Annotated in this window: 19 protein-coding genes; 11 read left to right on the forward strand and 8 right to left on the reverse strand. The window is 72.1% G+C overall.

Going from position 1 to position 19,009, the window contains the following annotated elements; genetic code table 11:
• Positions 1-16 precede the first annotated feature (16 nt).
• The 7 genes from ABTW72_RS05615 (at position 17) to ABTW72_RS05645 (ending at position 7,117) form a co-directional block, all read left to right on the forward strand.
• The gene (locus ABTW72_RS05615) at positions 17-1,405 is read left to right on the forward strand and encodes a 3-oxoacyl-ACP reductase (protein ID WP_350854696.1); all 1,389 of its coding nucleotides are present in this window, start codon (positions 17-19) and stop codon (positions 1,403-1,405) included.
• A complete protein-coding gene (locus ABTW72_RS05620) occupies positions 1,405-2,271 on the forward strand; it encodes a MaoC/PaaZ C-terminal domain-containing protein (RefSeq protein ID WP_350854699.1) in 867 nt (288 codons plus the stop codon). Before ABTW72_RS05615 ends, ABTW72_RS05620 begins: the two co-directional genes overlap by 1 nt.
• A gap of 102 nt (positions 2,272-2,373) precedes the next feature.
• Positions 2,374-3,126 (forward strand): NUDIX hydrolase, encoded by a 753-nt coding sequence (locus ABTW72_RS05625; RefSeq protein ID WP_350854702.1) that lies wholly within the window; start codon positions 2,374-2,376, stop codon positions 3,124-3,126.
• Positions 3,123-4,091, forward strand: a complete 969-nt coding sequence (locus ABTW72_RS05630; RefSeq protein ID WP_350854705.1) for a BUD32 family EKC/KEOPS complex subunit — start codon at positions 3,123-3,125, stop codon at positions 4,089-4,091. The genes ABTW72_RS05625 and ABTW72_RS05630 overlap by 4 nt, the downstream gene beginning before the upstream one ends.
• A gap of 9 nt (positions 4,092-4,100) precedes the next feature.
• On the forward strand, positions 4,101-5,060 hold the full coding sequence (locus ABTW72_RS05635; protein WP_350854708.1) for a hypothetical protein: 960 nt from the start codon (positions 4,101-4,103) through the stop codon (positions 5,058-5,060).
• Positions 5,057-6,319: an adenylosuccinate synthetase gene (locus ABTW72_RS05640; RefSeq protein WP_350854711.1), complete on the forward strand. Its 1,263-nt coding sequence runs from the start codon at positions 5,057-5,059 to the stop codon at positions 6,317-6,319. Before ABTW72_RS05635 ends, ABTW72_RS05640 begins: the two co-directional genes overlap by 4 nt.
• Positions 6,320-6,481: 162 nt before the next feature.
• Positions 6,482-7,117 carry a DedA family protein gene (locus tag ABTW72_RS05645; RefSeq protein ID WP_350854714.1) on the forward strand — a complete coding sequence of 212 codons (636 nt, stop codon included), beginning with the start codon at positions 6,482-6,484 and terminating at the stop codon, positions 7,115-7,117.
• A 6-nt stretch (positions 7,118-7,123) separates the two neighbouring features.
• On the opposite strand, the gene ABTW72_RS05650 is transcribed toward ABTW72_RS05645, so the two are convergent.
• Complete coding sequence (locus tag ABTW72_RS05650) at positions 7,124-7,765, reverse strand: response regulator (protein ID WP_350854716.1); 642 nt, start codon at positions 7,763-7,765, stop codon at positions 7,124-7,126.
• Positions 7,762-8,913 (reverse strand): sensor histidine kinase, encoded by a 1,152-nt coding sequence (locus ABTW72_RS05655; RefSeq protein ID WP_350854718.1) that lies wholly within the window; start codon positions 8,911-8,913, stop codon positions 7,762-7,764. Before ABTW72_RS05655 ends, ABTW72_RS05650 begins: the two co-directional genes overlap by 4 nt.
• A 170-nt stretch (positions 8,914-9,083) precedes the next feature.
• Between ABTW72_RS05655 and ABTW72_RS05660 the strand changes: the two genes are divergently transcribed.
• The gene (locus tag ABTW72_RS05660; protein WP_502892160.1) at positions 9,084-9,749 is read left to right on the forward strand and encodes a DedA family protein; all 666 of its coding nucleotides are present in this window, start codon (positions 9,084-9,086) and stop codon (positions 9,747-9,749) included.
• On the opposite strand, the gene ABTW72_RS05665 is transcribed toward ABTW72_RS05660, so the two are convergent.
• Positions 9,724-10,362 (reverse strand): TetR/AcrR family transcriptional regulator, encoded by a 639-nt coding sequence (locus ABTW72_RS05665; protein WP_350854720.1) that lies wholly within the window; start codon positions 10,360-10,362, stop codon positions 9,724-9,726. The genes ABTW72_RS05660 and ABTW72_RS05665 overlap by 26 nt on opposite strands.
• A gap of 67 nt (positions 10,363-10,429) precedes the next feature.
• Between ABTW72_RS05665 and ABTW72_RS05670 the strand changes: the two genes are divergently transcribed.
• The 3 genes from ABTW72_RS05670 (at position 10,430) to ABTW72_RS05680 (ending at position 13,858) form a co-directional block, all read left to right on the forward strand.
• Entirely contained in the window at positions 10,430-10,882 is a 453-nt protein-coding gene (locus tag ABTW72_RS05670) for an SCP2 sterol-binding domain-containing protein (protein ID WP_030332160.1), read from the forward strand.
• Position 10,883: 1 nt separating this feature from the next.
• Complete coding sequence (locus tag ABTW72_RS05675; RefSeq protein WP_112677494.1) at positions 10,884-12,098, forward strand: acyl-CoA dehydrogenase family protein; 1,215 nt, start codon at positions 10,884-10,886, stop codon at positions 12,096-12,098.
• A gap of 197 nt (positions 12,099-12,295) precedes the next feature.
• Complete coding sequence (locus ABTW72_RS05680; protein ID WP_350855427.1) at positions 12,296-13,858, forward strand: AMP-binding protein; 1,563 nt, start codon at positions 12,296-12,298, stop codon at positions 13,856-13,858.
• A 19-nt stretch (positions 13,859-13,877) separates the two neighbouring features.
• Here ABTW72_RS05680 and ABTW72_RS05685 read toward each other — a convergent pair whose 3' ends face one another.
• From ABTW72_RS05685 to ABTW72_RS05705, 5 genes are all read right to left on the reverse strand, one after another.
• The gene (locus ABTW72_RS05685; RefSeq protein WP_350854724.1) at positions 13,878-14,669 is read right to left on the reverse strand and encodes a hypothetical protein; all 792 of its coding nucleotides are present in this window, start codon (positions 14,667-14,669) and stop codon (positions 13,878-13,880) included.
• A complete protein-coding gene (locus ABTW72_RS05690) occupies positions 14,662-15,183 on the reverse strand; it encodes a SigE family RNA polymerase sigma factor (protein ID WP_350854727.1) in 522 nt (173 codons plus the stop codon). Before ABTW72_RS05690 ends, ABTW72_RS05685 begins: the two co-directional genes overlap by 8 nt.
• Before the next feature lie 61 nt (positions 15,184-15,244).
• Positions 15,245-16,495: a phosphoribosylamine--glycine ligase gene (gene purD / locus ABTW72_RS05695; protein WP_350854730.1), complete on the reverse strand. Its 1,251-nt coding sequence runs from the start codon at positions 16,493-16,495 to the stop codon at positions 15,245-15,247.
• Positions 16,496-16,584: 89 nt separating this feature from the next.
• On the reverse strand, positions 16,585-17,514 hold the full coding sequence (locus ABTW72_RS05700; protein ID WP_350854732.1) for a type IV toxin-antitoxin system AbiEi family antitoxin domain-containing protein: 930 nt from the start codon (positions 17,512-17,514) through the stop codon (positions 16,585-16,587).
• 163 nt (positions 17,515-17,677) lie between these two features.
• Positions 17,678-18,967: an adenylosuccinate synthase gene (locus tag ABTW72_RS05705; protein ID WP_091396127.1), complete on the reverse strand. Its 1,290-nt coding sequence runs from the start codon at positions 18,965-18,967 to the stop codon at positions 17,678-17,680.
• Positions 18,968-19,009 lie beyond the last annotated feature (42 nt).

Consider the following 19,009-nt stretch of genomic DNA (forward strand, 5'->3'; position numbering starts at 1 on the left):
CCAGTAGGCTACGCCCATGACCGACAGGTACGCGAGCTTCGTCCAATCGGCCGCCGGCCGCGCGCTGGTCAAGCGCCTCGGGCTGCCCGACCCGCCCCGCCTGCGCCGGCACCACCCCGGCGACCCACTGCTGGCCGGCCCGGCCCTGCTCGGCGCGGCCACCGGCGGCCGGCTCGCCGAGCCGATCGCCAAGATCCTCACCGCCGCCGGGGTCGAGCTGGCCGACCCGGCCGCCGCCGCCCATGCGCACGGCGACGCCCCGCAGCGGTACGGGGCACTGCTGTTCGACGCCACCGGGATCACCGACTCGACCGAGCTGCGCCAGCTCTACGACTTCTTCCACCCGCAGGCCCGGGCCGTGCTGCCCAGCGGCCGGGTGATCGTGCTGGGCACCCCGCCGCAGGAGTGCCCGACACCCCGCGAGGCGACCGCCCAGCGCGCCCTCGAAGGGCTGGTCCGCAGCATCGGCAAGGAGTTCGGCCGGGGCACCACCGCGCAACTCGTCTACGTGAGCGGTACCGCGGCGGACGATCCGGCCCACTCCACTGGGACGATCACGAGCCTCGAATCGACAGTCCGGTTCCTGTTGTCCGGCCGGTCCGCGTACGTGTCGGGGCAGGTCATCCGGGTCGGCGGCGGCGCGGCGAGCGTCCCGGCCAACTGGGACCGCCCGCTGGACGGACAGGTCGTGCTGGTCACCGGCGCCGCACGGGGCATCGGTGCGGCGCTGGCGAAGGTGCTCGCCCGCGACGGCGCGAAGGTGGTGGCCCTGGACATTCCGGCCGCCGGTGACGCGCTCGCCGCGGTGGCGAACGACATCGGCGGCACGGCCGTCCAACTCGACCTGACCGCGCCGGACGCGCCGACCCGACTCGCCGAGCACCTGGCCAGCCGGCACGGCCGGGTCGACGTGGTGGTGCACAACGCCGGCATCACCCGGGACAAGACGCTCGGCCGGATGGACGCCGACCGGTGGGACCAGGTGATCGACGTCAACCTCTCCAGCCAGGAGCGGATCAACGACGTACTGCTGGAGCGGGAAATGATCCCGGCCGGCGGGCGGATCATCTCGGTCTCCTCGATCGCCGGGATCGCCGGCAACCGGGGGCAGACCAACTACGCCACCAGCAAGGCCGGCGTGATCGGCCTGGTCGACTCACTCGCACCGGTCCTGCGGGAGCGCGGGATCAGCGTCAACGCGGTGGCCCCCGGCTTCATCGAGACCCGGCTGACCGCGCGTATCCCGCTGGCGGTGCGCGAGGCGGGCCGGCGGATGAACAGCCTGGCCCAGGGCGGGTTGCCGGTGGACGTGGCCGAGACGATCGGCTGGCTGGCCTGGCCGGCCAGCGGCGCGGTCAGCGGGAACGTGGTCCGGGTCTGCGGCCAGAGCCTGCTGGGGGCGTGATGGGCGCGCGACCGGAGTCGGGCAGCCGTACCCGGGTCGAACTGCCCCGGATGCCGGCGGTCGGGGCGCTGCACCGGCGGGCGATGCTCGGCGCGCTACCGGGCCTCGGCGGTGGGCGGCGCGGGCCCGACCTGCCGGCGGTCGAGTTGACAGTGGGCGGGGTGAGCGTCGACCGGGCGCAGCTGGCCGACTACGACCGGGTCTGCGGGTTCCGGCTCACCGACCGGCTGCCCGCGACGTTCCCGCACGTCATGGGTTTTCCGCTGGCCCTGCGCCTGATGACCGCGCCGGACTTCCCCCTCCCGCTGATCGGCCTGGTGCACGTCGGCAACCGGATCACCACGCACCGCCCGATCACCGCCGACGAGACCCTCGACTTCACCACGTACGCGGAGGACCTGCGCCCCCATGACCGGGGGCGGCAGGTGGACGTGGTGCTGGTCGGCTCGGTCGACGGGGAGGAGGTGTGGCGCGGCGTCTCGACGTACCTCGGTCGGGAACGCACGTCGGGCGGGCGCGAGCCCGGCGAACGTCCCGCGGCGCCGACGGCCACCGCCCGCTGGCGGGTGGAACCGCGTATCGGTACGGAGTACGCGCGGGTCTCCGGCGACCACAACCCGATCCACACCTCCCGACTCGGGGCGCGGCTGTTCGGTTTCCGCCGGCCGATCGCGCACGGCATGTGGAGCAAGGCGCGCTGCCTGGCCGCGCTGGAGGCCCGCCTGCCGGACGCGTACACCGTCGAGGTCGCCTTCAAGCTGCCCGTGCCGCTGCCGAGCACCGTGAGCTTCGCGCTCCTGCCGGACGGCGGGTTCGCCCTGCACGACTCCCGTGGCCGACCCCACCTGACCGGTTCCGTGCGCTGAGCGCACCTCACCGGGTTCGTGCGGTGAGGTGCCCTTGGCAGGCGCGCACTTCTGCGCTAAGTTGTTCTCACAGCGAGATGTTCTCAAGATGAGAGAGACCCGATGAACGAGCAGGAGTTCCTGGCCGCGTACGACCCCCGGGCCTATCCGTCGGTCGCCGTGACGGTCGACGTGGTGGCGCTGACCATCCGCGACGGCGCACTGCGCCTGCTGCTGATCCGGCGCGGCGAGGCACCCTTCGCGGGGCACTGGGCGCTGCCCGGGGGCTTCGTCCGCCCCGACGAGGACCTGACCGCCGGCGCCCGACGGGAGTTGGCCGAGGAGACCGGGCTCGGCGGCGAGGCGCTGCGCCGCGTACACCTGGAGCAGCTGGGCAGCTACGGCGCTCCCGACCGTGACCCGCGCATGCGGATCGTCTCGATCGCCCACCTCGCGTTCGCCCCCGACCTGCCGGACCCGGCCGCCGGCAGCGACGCAGACGAGGCGATCTGGCTGCCGGTGACCGCGTTGACCAGCCGACAGCTCGCCTTCGACCACGGCCGGATCATCGACGACGCGTTGGAACGGGCCCGCTCCAAGCTGGAGTACACCCCGCTCGCCACCCGCTTCCTCGCCGCCGAGTTCACGATCAGCGAACTGCGCGCCGTCTACGAGACGGTCTGGGGGCACTCGCTGCACGCCGGCAACTTCCACCGCAAGGTGCTCTCCGTGCCGGGCTTCGTGGAGAGCACCGGCGCCAGCACCGAGCGCGGTGGTGCCCGAGGCGGCCCGCGCGCCCGGCTCTACCGGGCCGGCGACGCCCGTCTGCTGCACCCGGCGCTGCTGCGCCCCGCCCGCGAGGAGACGGCACGGTGAGGGCCGCGGAGGCCATTCGCCTGGTCACGGCCGCCCGCACCGACGCGGACCTGTTCGGCGCCGACCAGCCGGCCCGCCGCTACCGCGAGCTGGTCGCGGCCCTGCACCCCGACCGCCTGCCGACCGACCCGGCGGTACGCGCCGAAGCCATCGACGCGTTCATCCACGTCACCACCCGGTGGCAGGCACGGCAGACCACCGTCCTCGGCGACTACCGGCTCGGCGTGCCGGCCCACTCGGGTGACCTGGCCGACCTCTACGACGTCGGCGACGACCGGCTGCTCAAGCTTCCTCGACGGCCCACCGACAACGACCTGATGGCCCGCGAGGCGCACGCCCTGCGCACCATCGCCGAGCGCGGCGACCCGCGCTACCTGCCGTACGTGCCCCGACTGGTCGACGAGTTCCGGCACCGGGACACCGCCACCGGCGCGGAACGGCGGATCAACGTCCTCGCCGCCGCACCCGGCCTGCACGACCTCGAGGAGGTGCGGCGCGCGTACCCCGACGGGCTGGACGCCCGGGATGTGGCCTGGATGTGGCGCCGGCTGCTGGTGGTGCTCGGCCTGGCCCACCGGGCGGGCGTGGTGCACGGCGCGGTAGTGCCCCGGCACGTGCTGATCGAGCCGGACGCCCACGGCGTGGTGCTGATCGACTGGTGCTTCTCCGCGGCCGTCGGGAGCACGATCCCGGCGGTCGTGCCCGGCCACGGCTGGGACCCGGAGGAAGTCCTCAAGAAGCGCCCATGCGGGCCGGGCACCGACATCGCGATGGCCAGCCACTGCATGAGCTGGCTGATGGGGCCGCGCGCGCCCCGCGAGCTGCACACCTTCGCGCAGGGCTGCCGGCAACGGTCCCTGGACGCCCGACCCGACGACGCCTGGCGCCTGCTGCGCGAACTCGACCAGGTGCTGGACCGGCTCTACGGCCCACGCGCCTTCCGACCCTTCACCCTCACCCCCTAAGGAGCTGTCATGGGCAGTGGAATCTGGTCCACCGACGTGTACGACGCCGCCGACCGCTACCGCCGGTCCACCGGCAGGAGCGCCTTCTCCTACAGCGACAGCGGGGCGCGCACCGTGCACCCCGCGCTCGACCCCCGGGACGCGACCCGCGAGAGCCGCGACTCCGACGAGCACCCCCGGTCGACGCCCGTCGCGGTGCTCTTCGACGTGACCGGCTCGATGCGCACGGTGCCGCGGGTCCTGCAAACCAAGCTGCCGCAACTGCTCGGGCTGCTGCAACGGCAGGGCTACGCCAGCGACCCGCAGATCATGTTCGGTGCCATCGGCGACGCCACCTGCGACCGGGTGCCGTTGCAGGTGGGCCAGTTCGAGTCGGACAACCGGATGGACGACGACCTCGGCCGGATCGTGCTGGAGGGCGGTGGCGGCGGACAGATGAGCGAGTCGTACGAGCTGGCCATGTACTTCATGGCCCGGCACACCGTCACCGACAACTGGGAGAAGCGCGGCCGGCGCGGCTACCTGTTCATCATCGGCGACGAGCTGGCGTACCAGCGGGTGAAGGCCCGGGAGGTGGCCGGCCTGATCGGGGACGACCTCTCCGAGGACGTGCCGCTGCGGCAGGTCGTCGACGAGGTGACCCGCCGCTGGGACACCTACTACCTGCTCCCCACCGGCAGCCACTACTCCGGCAACGCCACGGTGCTCGACTTCTGGCGGGACCTGCTCGGGCAGAACACCGTCGTGCTCGACGACCTCGACGCGGTCTGCGAGACCATCGCGCTCACCATCGGCCTCGGCGAACAGGCCATCGACCTGGACGAGGGCCTGCGTGACCTGGACCGCGCCGGCTCCGGCGCCACCGGGACCGTGTCGAAGGCGCTGGCCCGCCTCGGCCGGGGACGGCGGGCCGAGGTGTCGACGCTGCCGGCGTTCACCGACACGGCCAGCGGGGTGACCCGGCTGTGAACCACGTGGCGGTGGTCGACCTCGGCTACGGCGACGCCGGCAAGGGCACGGTGGTGGACTGGCTCTGCGCCACCCGTCCCGTGCACACGGTGGTCCGCTTCAACGGGGGCGCGCAGGCGGCACACAACGTCGTCCTGCGCGACGGGCGGCACCACACGTTCGCACAGTTCGGCGCCGGCACGTTCCATCCCGGTGTGCGTACGCACCTGTCCCGGCACGTGGTGGTGGACCCGCTGGCGTTGGCCGCCGAGGCCGACCACCTCGCCACGGTCGGGGTGCCCGACGCGCTGGACCGGCTGACCGTCGACGGGGACGCACTGCTCGCCACTCCGTACCACCGGGCCGCCAACCGGGCCCGCGAGATCGCCCGGGGAGCCGACCGGCACGGCTCCTGCGGGCTGGGGGTGGGCGAGGCCGTCGCGTACGGTCTCGCCCACCCCGACGACGCGCCCCGGGTCGCCGACTGCCACCACCCGGCACTGCTGCGCCGCAGGCTGACCATCCTGCGGGACCGGCTGACCGCCGAGCTGGGCCCGCTGGACGCGCCACCGATCGAGGACTGCCTCCCCGCGTACACCGGGTTCGCCGACCGGGTCGCCGTCGTCGACGGCAGTTGGCTCGCCGGGGCGCTGCGCACCGGGACCTGCGTCTTCGAGGGCGCGCAGGGGGTGCTGCTCGACGAGTGGCACGGCTTCCACCCGTACACCACCTGGAGCACCACGACGTTCGCCAACGTCGACAGCCTGCTCGCCGATGCGGGCCGGCCCGGCGACGTGACCCGGATCGGGGTGCTCCGCGTGGTCACCACCCGGCACGGGCACGGCCCGTTGGTGACCGAGGACCCGAGCCTGCCGTTCGCCGACGCGCACAACGGCACGAACCCGTGGCAGGGCCGGTTCCGGTTCGGCCACTTCGACGCTGTCGCCCACCGGTACGCCCTCGCCGCGGCCGGCGGCGTCGACGGCCTGGCGCTGACCCACCTCGACCTGGCCGGCCCCGACCTGCGGATCTGCCGCCGCTACGACACCACCGACCGGCTCACCCCAGGCCCACCCGGCGACCTGGACCGGCAGGCCGCGCTCACCGCCCGCCTGCTGCGCTCCCGCCCGGTGTACGACGAAGCGCCGACGGACTGGCCGGCAGCGGTACGCGCGGAGCTGGACACCCCGGTGTTGCTCACCTCGCGAGGCCCCACCGCCGACGACAAGACGACGCACGGCCAGCTGCTCGCCCCACCGGCCCTGGCTCGCACGGCCTGACCCACCCCGCCCCAACCCCGTCGATCTTGCACTTCCGGGTCGTTGTCCTGCGGCTCTCGCAGGGGTCGGTTCGAACACGAAGTGCAAGATCGGCACGGGGAGAGGTGGGGTCATCCCGCGGCTTCGGCCACCGGGCCGGTCGCACCCGGCGAGCATGGGGGCATGGACTCCGCGCTCGACCTGCTCCGACAGCTGGTCACCTCACCGTGGGTGTACCTACTGATCTTCGGGCTCACGGCGGTCGACGCGTTCTTTCCAGCCGTACCCGGCGAGGCGGCCGTCATCACCGCCGCCGTCCTCTCCACCAGCGGAAATCCCCAGCTGGCGGCGGTGATCGTCGCCGCCGCGCTGGGCGCCTGCGCCGGTGACCACGTCTCGTACGCCATCGGACGCGGTGGCGGCGCGAGACGCCTCGCCGGGTTTCCCGACGGCAGCCGCCGACGAGCCAGCTCGGAGTGGGCCCGGCGCGCGCTGAACCGGCGCGGCGGGCTGATCCTGACCACTTCCCGGTATCTGCCGGGCGGGCGGACCGCCGTCACCCTCACCATGGGCGCGGTGCGCTATCCCCGCCGGTCGTTCCTGCTGTACGACGCGATCGCGGCGGTCACCTGGGCCCTGTACTGCGGACTGCTCGGCTACTTCGGTGGGCTGGCCTTCGAACGGCACCCCGTCAAGGGCGTCCTCGCCGGGATCGGCCTGTCACTGATCGTCACGCTGGGCATCGAGGCCATCCGTTGGCTGCGCCACCGGGCGCGCCGCCGCGCCGCCGCCACCACCGACCGGGCCGGATCGACCTGACACCCGTCACAGCAGGTCGGCGTCGTACACCAGGATGGCCAGCTGCACCCGATTGCCCGCGTGGAGTTTCGCCAGCGCCCGGCTGACGTGCGCCTTGACGGTGGCCTCGCTCATCGTCAGCCGCCGGGCGATCTCCGCGTTGCCGTGCCCGCGCGCCACCTCCCGGACGATCGCCAGCTCACGCTCGGTCAGCGGTGCGAGCCGCTCACGGGCCGCGTCCCGGCGGGCCGGACCACGCTCGGCGAACGAGCTGATCAGGCGCCGGGTCACCGTCGGGGCGAGCATCGCGTTACCGGCGGCAACCGTACGAACGGCGGCGGCCAACTCGCGGGGCGGGGTGTCCTTGAGCAGGAAGCCGACCGCGCCGGCCCGCAGCGCCCGGTGCACGTACTCGTCGAGGTCGAAGGTGGTCAACATGATCACCTTTGGGCCGACGGCGACCACGTCGGGCGCCACGGTCAGCCCGTCGACGCCCGGCATCCGCACGTCGAGCAGCACCACGTCGGGGCGTAACCGCTGGGCCTGCTCCAGCGCGCCGGTGCCGTCCGCTGCCTCACCGACGACAGTGATGTCCTCCGCCGCTTCGAGGATCAGCCGCAGCCCGGCCCGAACAAGCTGCTCGTCGTCGACCACCACCACCCGGATCACGCCGCACCCGCCAGCGGGATCAGGGCCCGGACCAGGAAGCCGCCGTCCACGGGAGCTGCCTCCAACCGGCCGCCGAGCAGCTCGACCCGCTCACGCAGCCCGAGCAGCCCCTGCCCGGCACCCGGCAGCGTCGACCCGCCCTCGGACGGGCCGTTGCGGACCAGCACCTCCAGCCCGTCGGGCAGGTAGCGCAGGCAGACCGTCGTCTCGGCGTCGGCCGCGTGCTTGCGTACGTTGGTCAACGCCTCACGGACCACCCGGTACGCGGTACGCCCCAGCGTCGCCGGAAGTGCCATCGGCACACCCTCGTCCTGCCGGGACACCCGCAGCCCGGCGGCACGGGACTCCCCGATCAACTCGTCCAACGTGTCGAGCCCCCGCTCCGGTGTCACGGCCGGGCCGGCCTGGCGCAGCACACCCAGCACCTCGCGCAGGTCGGTGAGGGCCTGCCGGCCGGTCGTCCGGATCAGCGCGGCGGCCTCGACGGTCGTCGGGTCCACGGCGGTCACCTCCAGCGCCCCGGCATGCACCACCATCAACGAGACCCGATGCGCCACCACGTCGTGCATCTCCCGGGCGATCCGGGTCCGCTCCTCGGCGCGGACCCGGTCGGCGCGGGCTTCCTGCTCGCGTTCCAGCCGTTCGGCCCGGTCTCGCAGAGCGGCGAGCGTGTCCTGACGGGCCCGCACCCAGAGGCCGAAGACCAACGGAAGCCCCACCAGGCAGGCGGCGAGCAGCAGGACGTTGCCGGTGCTGGCGGTGGTGATCCGGCGTACGCCACCCACCGCCAGCCCGACCAGCACCCCGCCGGTCAGCACCAGAGCCGCCCCGGCGAGGTAGCCGGCGAGTTGGCGACCGCGCAACCGCAGACCCGCCTGGTACGAGGCCAGCACCCCGGCGGCCGCCGCGGCGAGCACCAACCAGCCGACCGCCGCAGCCAGGAACAACGGCCAGCGGCGGGTCCGGACCGTGGCGGCGGCCCACGCCGAGCCCAGTGCGATCAGCAGCACGACCACGCTCGGCAGCGGTGAGCGGACCCCGATGTCACCGGTCGCACTGGCCCACACGGCCGCGGCGACCAGGACGGCGAGCAGCGGCGGGGCGTACCGATGGACGACCCGCCGGAGGGCGACGGCGCTGGAGGCCACGCAGCGAGCCTAGGGCTCAGCCGACGCATCGGGTCGCCCCGCAGCGCCGTACCGGGGTGAGGTGGGGGATGACCCCGAGGCACAGTCCGGGCCTGCCGCTACCTAAGTAGTGCCGCCCACCTGACCACTGGCCGATGTCGGGAGCCGCCGCCCCGACCAGCATCGGGATCATGGATCTGCTCGACCTGCTGCACGACACGATGTCCTCGCCCTGGGTGTACCTGGCGATCTTCGCGATCGCGGTGCTCGACGGCTTCTTCCCGGTGGTGCCGAGCGAGACGGCGGTGATCACCGCGGGGGTGTTCGCGGCCTCCGGAGCGCCGTACCTCCCGGCGGTGATCCTGGTGGCCGCCGCCGGGGCGCTGGTCGGCGACCACATCTCGTACGCCATCGGGCGGGGTGGCGGCACCCGGCTGCTCGACCGGCTGCCGCCCGACGGTCGACGCCGAGCCGCCATCGACCGGGCCCGTCGGGGGATCGCCACCCGGGGCGGTCTGATCCTCACCGTGGCCCGCTACATTCCGGGTGGCCGGACCGCTGTCACCCTCACCATGGGGGCGGTGCGCTATCCACGGCGACGGTTCCTGGCCTTCGACGCGCTGGCCGCCGGCTCGTGGGGGCTCTACTCGGCGCTGGTCGGCTACGTCGGCGGGCTGGCCTTCGAGCAGGACCCGCTGCGTGGTCTCCTGCTCGGTCTGGGCCTCGCCCTGACGGTGACGGTGGTCGTCGAGGTGGTCCGTTGGCTCCGCAACCGCCGCCGTACGGCGCGGGCCGGCGAGCCGGGTACCGACGCTCTTCCCGGCGGGGCCGTCAGTCGGCCGGCGGACGCCAGGTGACGCCGTGCAGCAGTTGGGCGGCACCGAGCCAGGCCACGTTCATCATCCGGGTGGCCGTCTTCTCCGGGTCGGCGTCCGGGTGGTCAGCGAGCCAGTCGGCCAACGACTCGGTGGCGCCGACCAGGGCGTACGCGACGACCTCCAGGTCGATGGCGGCGATCTCGCGGCCCTCGGCGCGCAGCGCGTGGTCGAGCATTCCGGCGACCACGTCGACCAGCCGGGCCCGCATGGCGGCCAACTCGCCGGCGAAGGGCTGCTCGCCCCGGGCCTGCCGGTAGAGCACCGCCCAGCCGTCCCGGTGGGCGCCCACGAAGCCGAAGAACGCCCTCAGCCCGCGCCAGAGCCGCTCGTCGGCCGGCAGGTCGGGGGCCGCCGCCCCGGCGATGGCCTGCATCATCCGGGTGCCCTCCCGGTGCAGGCAGGCGACGAAGAGCTCCTCCTTGGTGCCGAGGTACGCGTACACCATGGGTTTGGAGATGCCGGCGTCCTCGGCGATCTCGTCCATGCTGGCGGCGTGGAAGCCACGTCGGGAGAAGACCTTGACGGCCGCGTCGAGCATCTGCTGCTCGCGGACGGCGCGAGGCAGGCGCTTGAATGCGGGGACGCTGGACACCTTGCGAGCATACCTACTCGTGCGTAGGGTTACGCGCGAGTAGCCAATCTTCCGGAAGGCACACCTGATGACTGACTTCGACCCGGCCACCTTCGCCAACGTCGGCCCCAAGGAGTTCGCCCAGCTGGTCAAGTCCACCCCGGACGACAAGATCGCCCAGGTGATGTCCGGCGACATGCGCGACAAGGTCCTGGGCGAGGTGTTCGGCCGGATGCCGTCGCTGTTCCGCGCGGACCGGGCCGGTTCCACCAACGCGGTCATCCACTGGATCATCACCGGTCGCCCCGACGGCGGCAGCGACACCTACGAGGTGGTCATCGCCGACGGCACCTGCGTCGTGAACGAGACCCCGCAGCACGACCCGAAGCTGAGCCTCACCATGGGCCCGGTCGAGTTCCTGAAGATCGTCTCCGGTGGCGCCAACCCGGTGATGATGTTCATGACCGGCAAGTTGAAGGCGAAGGGCGACCTCGGCCTCGCCGCCAACATCGCCAACCTGTTCGACATCCCCAAGGCCTGACATGGCTGAGTTCTCGCTCGACCTGAACGAGGAACAGCGGGATCTACGCGACTGGGTGCACGGCTTCGCCGCCGAGGTCGTGCGCCCAGCCGCCGCCGAGTGGGACGAGCGCGAGGACACCCCGTGGCCGGTGATCCAGGAAGCCGCCAAGGTCGGCCTCTACGGCTTCGAGTTCCTCGCCACCTGCTGGGCCGACCCGACCGGGCTCTCCCTGCCGATCGCCAGCGAGGAACTCTTCTGGGGTGACGCCGGCATCGGCCTGAGTATCTTCGGCACCTCGCTCGCTGTCGCCGCCATCTACGGCGCCGGCACCCCCGACCAGATGGTCGAATGGGTGCCACAGTGCTTCGGCGACGTCGACTCGCCGGCCGTCGCCGCCTTCTGCACCAGCGAGCCGGAAGCCGGCTCCGACGTCGGCGCGATGCGCACCCGGGCCGTCTACGACGAGGCCACCGACGAGTGGGTGCTCACCGGCCAGAAGGCGTACGCCACCAACGGCGGAATCGCCGGAGTGCACGTGGTCACCGCCTCCGTCGACCCCGCGCTCGGCTCCCGGGGTCAGGCGGCGTTCGTCGTACCACCGGGCACCCCCGGCCTGGCCGCCACCCGCAAGCTGCGCAAACTCGGCCTCCGCGCGTCACACACCGCCGACGTCTTCCTCGACGGGGTACGCGTACCCGGCCGCTGCCTGCTCGGCGGACGGGACGCCCTGCTGGAACGCCTGGACCGGGCCCGCTCCGGTCAGCGGGCCACCGGACAGGCCGCGATGCGCACCTTCGAGCTGTCCCGACCCACCGTCGGCGCCCAGGCGCTCGGCGTGGCCCGGGCCGCCTACGAATACTCCCTCGACTACGCGAAGGACCGGGTCCAGTTCGGACGCCCGATCATCGAGAACCAGGCGGTCGCGTTCGCGCTGGCCGACATGCGGATGGAGATCGACGCGGCGCGGCTGCTGGTCTGGCGGGCCTCGTGGATGGGCCGCAACAACCGCCCGTTCACCGCGGGCGAAGGGTCGATGTCCAAGCTCAAGGCCGGCGAGGTGGCCGTGTCGGTCACCGAGAAGGCCGTACAACTGCTCGGCGGAGCCGGCTTCCTGCGTGACCACCCGGTCGAGCGCTGGTACCGGGACGCCAAGATCTACACCATCTTCGAGGGCACCTCGGAGATCCAACGACTGGTCATCTCCCGGGCGATCTCCGGGATGCAGATCCGCTGACCGCCGCCGGCCCAGCCCTCCTCGACCGGGGGTCGGGCCGACGGTGGCCCGGATTCCACGATCCGTGCCGTCTTTGTCACCCCACGCCGACGCCAACTGGGCCCTCAGCCGCGCCCAGTGCATGATCAAGGAAAGAAGCCCTGATGGACGGGCCGGCCGCCGCCCCGTCCGCGCACCACCCCGAGGAGGTCTGCGGCATGGACCTGCCGTTCATCGTTGCCACGCTGACCCGTCGCGGGCTACTCACCCCCGGCAGCCCGGTCCGGGTCGCCTCGCAGCTCAACGCGTTGCGGACGTGGGGCTGGAGCCTGGCAGGCGAGCTACGCCAGGCAGCCGCCCGGGACCCGGGCCGCCCCGCCGTCATCGATGAGAACGGCGTCGAGCTGACCTACCACGACCTGCTCGACCGGGCCGAACGGATGGCCCGCTCGATGCGGGCCGGGCTCGGCGTACAGGCCGGCGACCGGATCGGCGTGCTCTGCCGCAACCACCACGGGCTGATCGAGACGATCGTCGCCGCCACCCTGCTCGGCGTCGACGCGGTACTGGTCAACACCGGGCTCAGCGCCGCCCAGCTGGGCACCGTCGCCGAGGAGCAGCGGCTACGGCTCCTCGTGCACGACGACGAGTTCGCCGAGCGGGTCCTCGGCCTCCCCGCCGAGCTGCACCGGCTCGACGAACGCGCCCGCGAGGAGTTGGTGGCCGGGGCGCTGCCGGGTGACCTTCACCCGCCCGAGCGCGACGGCCGGATCATCGTGCTCACCTCCGGCACCACCGGTACGCCCAAGGGCGCCCGCCGGCCGACGCCCAGCGGCTTCGGCCCACTGGTGTCCATCATCGACCGCATCCCGCTGCACGCCCGGGACCGGGTGATGATCGCCGCACCGATCTTCCACACCTGGGGATTCGCCGCCCTCCAGGTCTGCCTGGCACTACGGGCCACCATCGTGCTGCACCGCCGCTTCGACCCGGCCGCCACGCTCGCCGCCCTGACCGCGCACCGGTGCAACGCGCTCTTCGCCGTACCGGTGATGGTGCAACGGCTGCTGGAGGTGCCCCCGCCGGACCCGCGCCCCCCACTCACTGTCGTCGCGGTCAGCGGCTCCGCCCTGCCCGGCGGGCTGGCCCCCAAGTTCATGGACGTCTACGGAGACGTCCTCTACAACCTCTACGGGTCCACCGAGGTCTCCTGGGCCTCCATCGCCGGCCCGCAGGACCTGCGTCAGGCACCCACCGCCGCTGGTCGCCCGCCGCACGGCACCCGGCTGGAGCTGCTCGACGACGACGGCCAACCCGTACCGGCCGGACGGGTCGGGCGGATCTTCGTCGGCAACGAGATGCTCTTCGAGGGCTACACCTCCGGTGCCAGCCGGGAAACCCGCGACGGCCTGCTCGACACCGGCGACCTCGGCCGGCTCAACGCCGACGGGCTGCTCTTCGTCGACGGCCGGGCCGACGACATGATCGTCTCTGGCGGCGAGAACGTCTTCCCGTCCGAGGTGGAGGACCTGCTCGCGCAACTGCCACAGGTCCGCGAGGCGGCCGTGATCGGCGTGCCCGACCCCGAGTACGGTCAGCGCCTCTCCGCGTTCCTCGCGCTGCACCCCGGCGAGACGCTCGACCCCGAGGCGGTCCGCGAGTATGTCCGGCACTTCCTGGCCCGGTTCAGCGTCCCCCGGGACGTGATCTTCGTGAAGTACCTGCCCCGCAACGCCACCGGCAAGGTGCTCACCCGAGAGCTGCGCCGCTACTACGGCTGACGGTGGGGAGGCGCGTCGCTCACGGGTACAGGTTGAAACCCGGCCACCGGCCGATGGTCACCAACTGGTCCTCGGTCAGCAACAGGTCGTCCACTGACGCACCGGCCTGAACCAGCTTGACCGTCACCGACGTCCCGTCGGGACGCAGCACCGTCGCAGAGCGGCGGCTGGTGCCCGCCGCCGGGTCGACCTCGGTGCCCAACGCCATCTGGGTGCCGTCCGGGAGCTGATCTGTTGAGCAGTCTTTCGTCGGATGCATGGGCAGCATGCAGGCAGGTACCGCCCCGAGGGCCGGACTCAGCCCGATGACCAGATCGCCACGATCATCGCCCCGGGACAGCTTGACCGTCACCCCGTAGACGTACCCCGTCACCGTGCGCTCGTACGACAGCTGCGGCAGGGGACACCCCGGCACCCCCGACTCGACAGTCAGGTCCCGAGGCAGGTTGACGCTCAGGGCGTCGCGCAGCGCCACCGTCAGCCGCACCGCCGCTGTGGCCGGCTGCTCCGACGGGAACGGGGGCGCCGAGCCGTACCGCTCGAACGGCGACACCTGCCCGCTGGGAGACGCGTTCAGCGGGGCACAGAGCGACGGGCCGGTGTTCGCCGTCGGCTCCCGCGAATCCCGGTACGGCCCGGTGATCAGTGTCGACGTCAGTGCGATCACGGCCACCGCCACCCCGGAGCCGGTCAACGCCCACGCCCGGTGCTGGCGGCGACGCCGGTCGGCCAGGATCAGTTCGTCCACGTCGATCCGGGTCGGCGGCGCCTGGGCCACCGCCGCACGCAGCTGGTCGTAGAGCTCATCCATCGTTGCGTACCTCCTCGACTCGATCCGGCATCGGGGCGAGGCGAGCTCTCATCGCCTCGATGCCACGCGCCGACTGGCTCTTGACGGTGCCTGGAGTGCAGCCGAGCTCCCGCGCGGTCTCCTCGACGGACAGGTCGCAGAAGTAGCGCAACACGAGGACCGCACGGCGGCGCGGCGGCAGCTCGGCCAGCAGAGCGAGGATGGTCAGGCGGTCAGCCGCGCCGTCGGTACCAGCGGGCGCGACCGCGCGATCGGGCACCTCGGCCCAGGCAGCCTCCCGCCGCCAGGGCCGACGCCGCTCGTCCAACCAGACCCGCAGCAGGGTCCGCCGGACGTACGCGTCCGGGTTGTCCATGACGGACACCCGTGACCAGTGCCGGAGCAACTTGACCAACGCCGTGGACACCAGGTCGTCGGCCGTGTGCCAGTCACCGCAGAGCAGGTACGCCGTGCGACGCAGCGGCTCCAGCCGTGCGCTGACGTAGTCGCGGTAACTCTCGACATCGACCGGCATTCCGGCCACCCCCTCGTCTCACCGCTCAAACGGCAGCGGGGTGGCCGGGGGTTGCCTGAGTTCAGCCGGGAATCGTGATCCGATCCTCGATCGCGGCGGTGGCGATGTCGGTGCGGTGCTGCGAGCCGGCCAACTCCACCCCGTCCACCAGCGCGTACGCGGCGTCCCGCGCAGTGGCCAGGTCGGCGCCGGTGGCCGTACCGCAGAGGACCCGGCCGCCGGCGGAGAGCAACGCGCCGTCGCTGGCCCGGCGGGCGGTGCCCGCGTGGATGATGCCCGGACGGTCCGCACCGGTGATCACGTCACCGGTGCGCGGCGCGGCCGGATAGCCCGCCGAGGCGAGCACCACGGTCACGGCGCTGCCGTCCCGCCACCGCAGCGGCGGGTGCTCGGCCAACGTGCCGGTGGCCGCGGCGTGCAGCAGCCCACCCAGCGGGGTCTCCAGCAGCGCGAGCACCACCTGGGTCTCCGGGTCACCGAAGCGCGCGTTGAACTCGATCACCCGAGGGCCGGCGGCGGTGATCGCGAGCCCGACGTAGAGCAGGCCGGCGAACGGGGTGCCCCGGCGACGCATCTCCGCGAGCGTCGGGTGCACCACATCGCGCATCACGTCGTCGACCAGGCCGGACGGGGCCCAGGGCAGCGGTGCGTACGCGCCCATGCCGCCGGTGTTCGGCCCGGTGTCGCCGTCGCCGAGCCGCTTGAAGTCCTGTGCCGGCAACAACGGCAGCGCCGCCTCGCCGTCGGTGACCACGAAGAGGCTGACCTCCGGGCCGTCGAGGAACTCCTCGATGACGACCCGTCCACACTCGTTGGCGTGCGCCAACGCGGCGGCCCGGTCGTCGGTCACCACCACGCCCTTGCCGGCGGCGAGCCCGTCGTCCTTCACCACGTACGGTGCGCCGAACTCGTCCAGCGCCCGAGCGGTGCTCTCCTCGTCCGCGCAGACGTACGCCCGTGCGGTCGGCACGCCGGCGGCGGTCATCACGTCCTTGGCGAACGCCTTCGAGCCCTCCAGCTGTGCGGCCGCACCGGATGGACCGAACACGGCGATGCCCTTGGCCCGTACCGCGTCGGCAACCCCGGCGACCAGCGGCGCCTCGGGCCCGACCACCACCAGGTCAGCCGCCACCTCCACGGCCAACGCCGCCACAGCGGCCGGATCTGTCGGAGTGACCGCTCGCAGCTCAGCCACGCCGGCGATCCCCGGATTACCCGGTGCCGCAATCAGCGCCGAAACACCTGGATCGCCCACCAACCCGAGCGCAAGCGCGTGCTCGCGCCCGCCACCACCCACCAAAAGAACCCGCACGCCCGAGATCCTACTGTCCCCCGTTACCTCGCCGTTGATCATGAGGTTGACGGGTCATCTGGTGATCCACTAGCCAGTCAACCTCATGATCAACGGGCACGAAGGGCTGCGATCGCTTGGCGGACCGTGTGGGGAATGTAGGTGGGGTGGAGGGTGTCCTGCCAGGTGAAACGGAGGATGGTCCAGCCGGCGTTGACCAGGCGGTTCTGGCGACGGCGGTCGGCGTAGGCGGCCTCCGGGGTGCCGTGCGCGTCTCGGCCGTCCGCTTCGGCGATCAGCCTTGGGCCGCGCCAGCCCAGGTCGCCAATGCCGAGCAGATAGCCGTCATCGTCGCGCACCTCCAACTGCAGCGTGTCCGGCGGAACTCCCCCGTCAACGCATCGCAGCCGAGAGCGAGTCTCCAGTGGCGACTGGGCCCGGCCGTCCGCCTCAGCGAGGTAGCCGCGTGCTGCGACCGCACCACGTCGGCCTCGAATCAGCGCTGGAATGGTTGCCAGGCATTCGGGCGTGAGTTGCCCGCGGTTGAGGGCGGAATCGAGCACCGACACCGCCGCGTACCGGCACTCCCGCAGGATGATTTCGGCAACGGTCAGCCGTGGCTCCGTAGCCGCGATCCCGTTCACCTGCACCACCGCGCCCGGAGGGCGTTCGAGTTGGTGCAGCACGATAGCGGGGTCCGACACCCGCGCCATCTTCGCCGCCCTGCCCGGCAGCGCCACATGGATCTCGTCCCGACGCGGCAGTCCGGCGATGCCGTACAACTCGGCCGCGGTGCCGAACACCGCATGAGCCGTCGGGCCCAGCGAGAGAACGGCAGCACGAATGCGACACCGACGAGCAGGTGGGTCATCGTGCGGGCCGCGCGTCAGATAGACCGCTCGAGCAAGTGATTGCCAACGACCACCAGCTACCAGACGGTCGATGTCGTGCCGGCTGAAGCCGGCTCTGAGCGCCTGCGCTCGGGTGATCAGGCCATCCTGCGTGGCAGCAACCGAGCGAACAAACTCTGCGCGATCCACAGAGCCCACGCTGACCGCTCAACCACCCCAACCACCAGCCCTGTGGACAACCCTGTGGACAACGGTGCCCACCATCTCAGTGATCATGGGGTTAACGGGACTCTTGTAGATCGAATAGCCCGTTAACCCCATGATCACCGAGGCGATCGCGGCGGGGGCGGGGTTAGGGGAGGAGGGGGTGGAGGACTACGTTTTCTTCTCGGCCGGGGCCTACGCCTACCACGCTCACCCTCGTGTTGCAGAGTTCTTCGACCCTCGCGATGTAGCGGCGGGCGTTCTCCGGGAGGTCGTCGATGGTGCGGGCCTTGGTGATGTCCTCCCACCAGCCGTCGAGTTCCTCGAAGACGGGCTTGGCGTGGTGGAAGTCCGTCTGGCTCATCGGCATGTCGTCGACCCGGACGCCGTTGATCTCGTAGCCGACGCAGATCGGCACCTTGGGCAGGCCGGTGAGCACGTCCAGCTTGGTGATGACCAGGTCGGTGACGCCGTTGAGGCGGCAGGCGTACCGGGCGACGACCGCGTCGAACCACCCGCACCGGCGCTCCCGCCCGGTGGTGGTGCCGTACTCCGCGCCGATCTTGCGCAGGTGGTCACCGTTGGCGTCGAACAGCTCGGTCGGGAACGGCCCGGCACCCACCCGGGTGGTGTACGCCTTGCTCACCGCGATGACCTTGTTGATCGCGGTCGGCGGGATGCCCGCGCCCACGCAGGCGCCACCGGCCGTCGGGTTGGACGAGGTCACGAAGGGGTAGGTGCCGTGGTCCATGTCGAGCATGGTGGCCTGGGCGCCTTCCAGCAGCACCGTCTCGCCCCGGTCCAGGGCGTCCCAGAGCATCGCCCGGGTCTCCGCGATGTACGGCTTGAGCCGCTCCGCGTACGCCAGGTACTCCTCGACGGTCGCCTCGAGGTCGATCGCCTTGCGGTTGTAGACCTTGAACAGGATCTGGTTCTTCTCGCGCAGCGCGAGTTCCAGCTTCTTGCGCAGGATGCCCGGGTCGAGCAGGTCCTGGAGGCGGATGCCGATCCGGGCGACCTTGTCGCCGTACGCCGGGCCGATGCCTCGGCCGGTGGTGCCGATCCGGGACGAGCCGAGGTAGCGCTCGATGACCCGGTCCAGCGCCCGGTGGTGGGGCATGATCAGGTGCGCGTCACCGGAGATCCGCAGCCGGGACACGTCGACACCGCGCTCCGCCAGGCCGTCGATCTCGGCGAGCAGCACCTTCGGGTCGACCACCACACCGTTGCCGATGACGATCATCGCGTCCGGCGAGAGCGCGCCGGACGGCATCAGGTGCAGCGCGTACTTCTGGCCGTCCGGGGTGATCACCGTGTGCCCGGCGTTGTTGCCGCCGGAGTAGCGCACGACGTAGTCGACCCGCTCACCCAGCAGGTCGGTAACCTTGCCCTTGCCCTCGTCGCCCCACTGAGCGCCGATGAGCACGATCGCTGGCATCTTTTCCGCCTCCAGAAGGCTCGGGTGCCAGGTGGCGACCGC

The organism is Micromonospora sp. NPDC127501 (assembly GCF_040302185.1).
Lineage (GTDB): Bacteria > Actinomycetota > Actinomycetes > Mycobacteriales > Micromonosporaceae > Micromonospora.

Coding starts and splice junctions, on each gene's coding strand:
- ABTW72_RS05680 (WP_350855427.1), top strand. CDS start 12,296: ATGGACCTGCCGTTCATCGTTGCCACGCTGACCCGTCGCGGGCTACTC.
- ABTW72_RS05660 (WP_502892160.1), top strand. CDS start 9,084: ATGGATCTGCTCGACCTGCTGCACGACACGATGTCCTCGCCCTGGGTG.
- ABTW72_RS05615 (WP_350854696.1), top strand. CDS start 17: ATGACCGACAGGTACGCGAGCTTCGTCCAATCGGCCGCCGGCCGCGCG.
- ABTW72_RS05670 (WP_030332160.1), top strand. CDS start 10,430: ATGACTGACTTCGACCCGGCCACCTTCGCCAACGTCGGCCCCAAGGAG.
- ABTW72_RS05635 (WP_350854708.1), top strand. CDS start 4,101: ATGGGCAGTGGAATCTGGTCCACCGACGTGTACGACGCCGCCGACCGC.
- ABTW72_RS05690 (WP_350854727.1), bottom strand. CDS start 15,183: ATGCCGGTCGATGTCGAGAGTTACCGCGACTACGTCAGCGCACGGCTG.
- ABTW72_RS05620 (WP_350854699.1), top strand. CDS start 1,405: ATGGGCGCGCGACCGGAGTCGGGCAGCCGTACCCGGGTCGAACTGCCC.
- ABTW72_RS05705 (WP_091396127.1), bottom strand. CDS start 18,967: ATGCCAGCGATCGTGCTCATCGGCGCTCAGTGGGGCGACGAGGGCAAG.
- ABTW72_RS05685 (WP_350854724.1), bottom strand. CDS start 14,669: ATGGATGAGCTCTACGACCAGCTGCGTGCGGCGGTGGCCCAGGCGCCG.
- ABTW72_RS05675 (WP_112677494.1), top strand. CDS start 10,884: ATGGCTGAGTTCTCGCTCGACCTGAACGAGGAACAGCGGGATCTACGC.
- ABTW72_RS05645 (WP_350854714.1), top strand. CDS start 6,482: ATGGACTCCGCGCTCGACCTGCTCCGACAGCTGGTCACCTCACCGTGG.
- ABTW72_RS05625 (WP_350854702.1), top strand. CDS start 2,374: ATGAACGAGCAGGAGTTCCTGGCCGCGTACGACCCCCGGGCCTATCCG.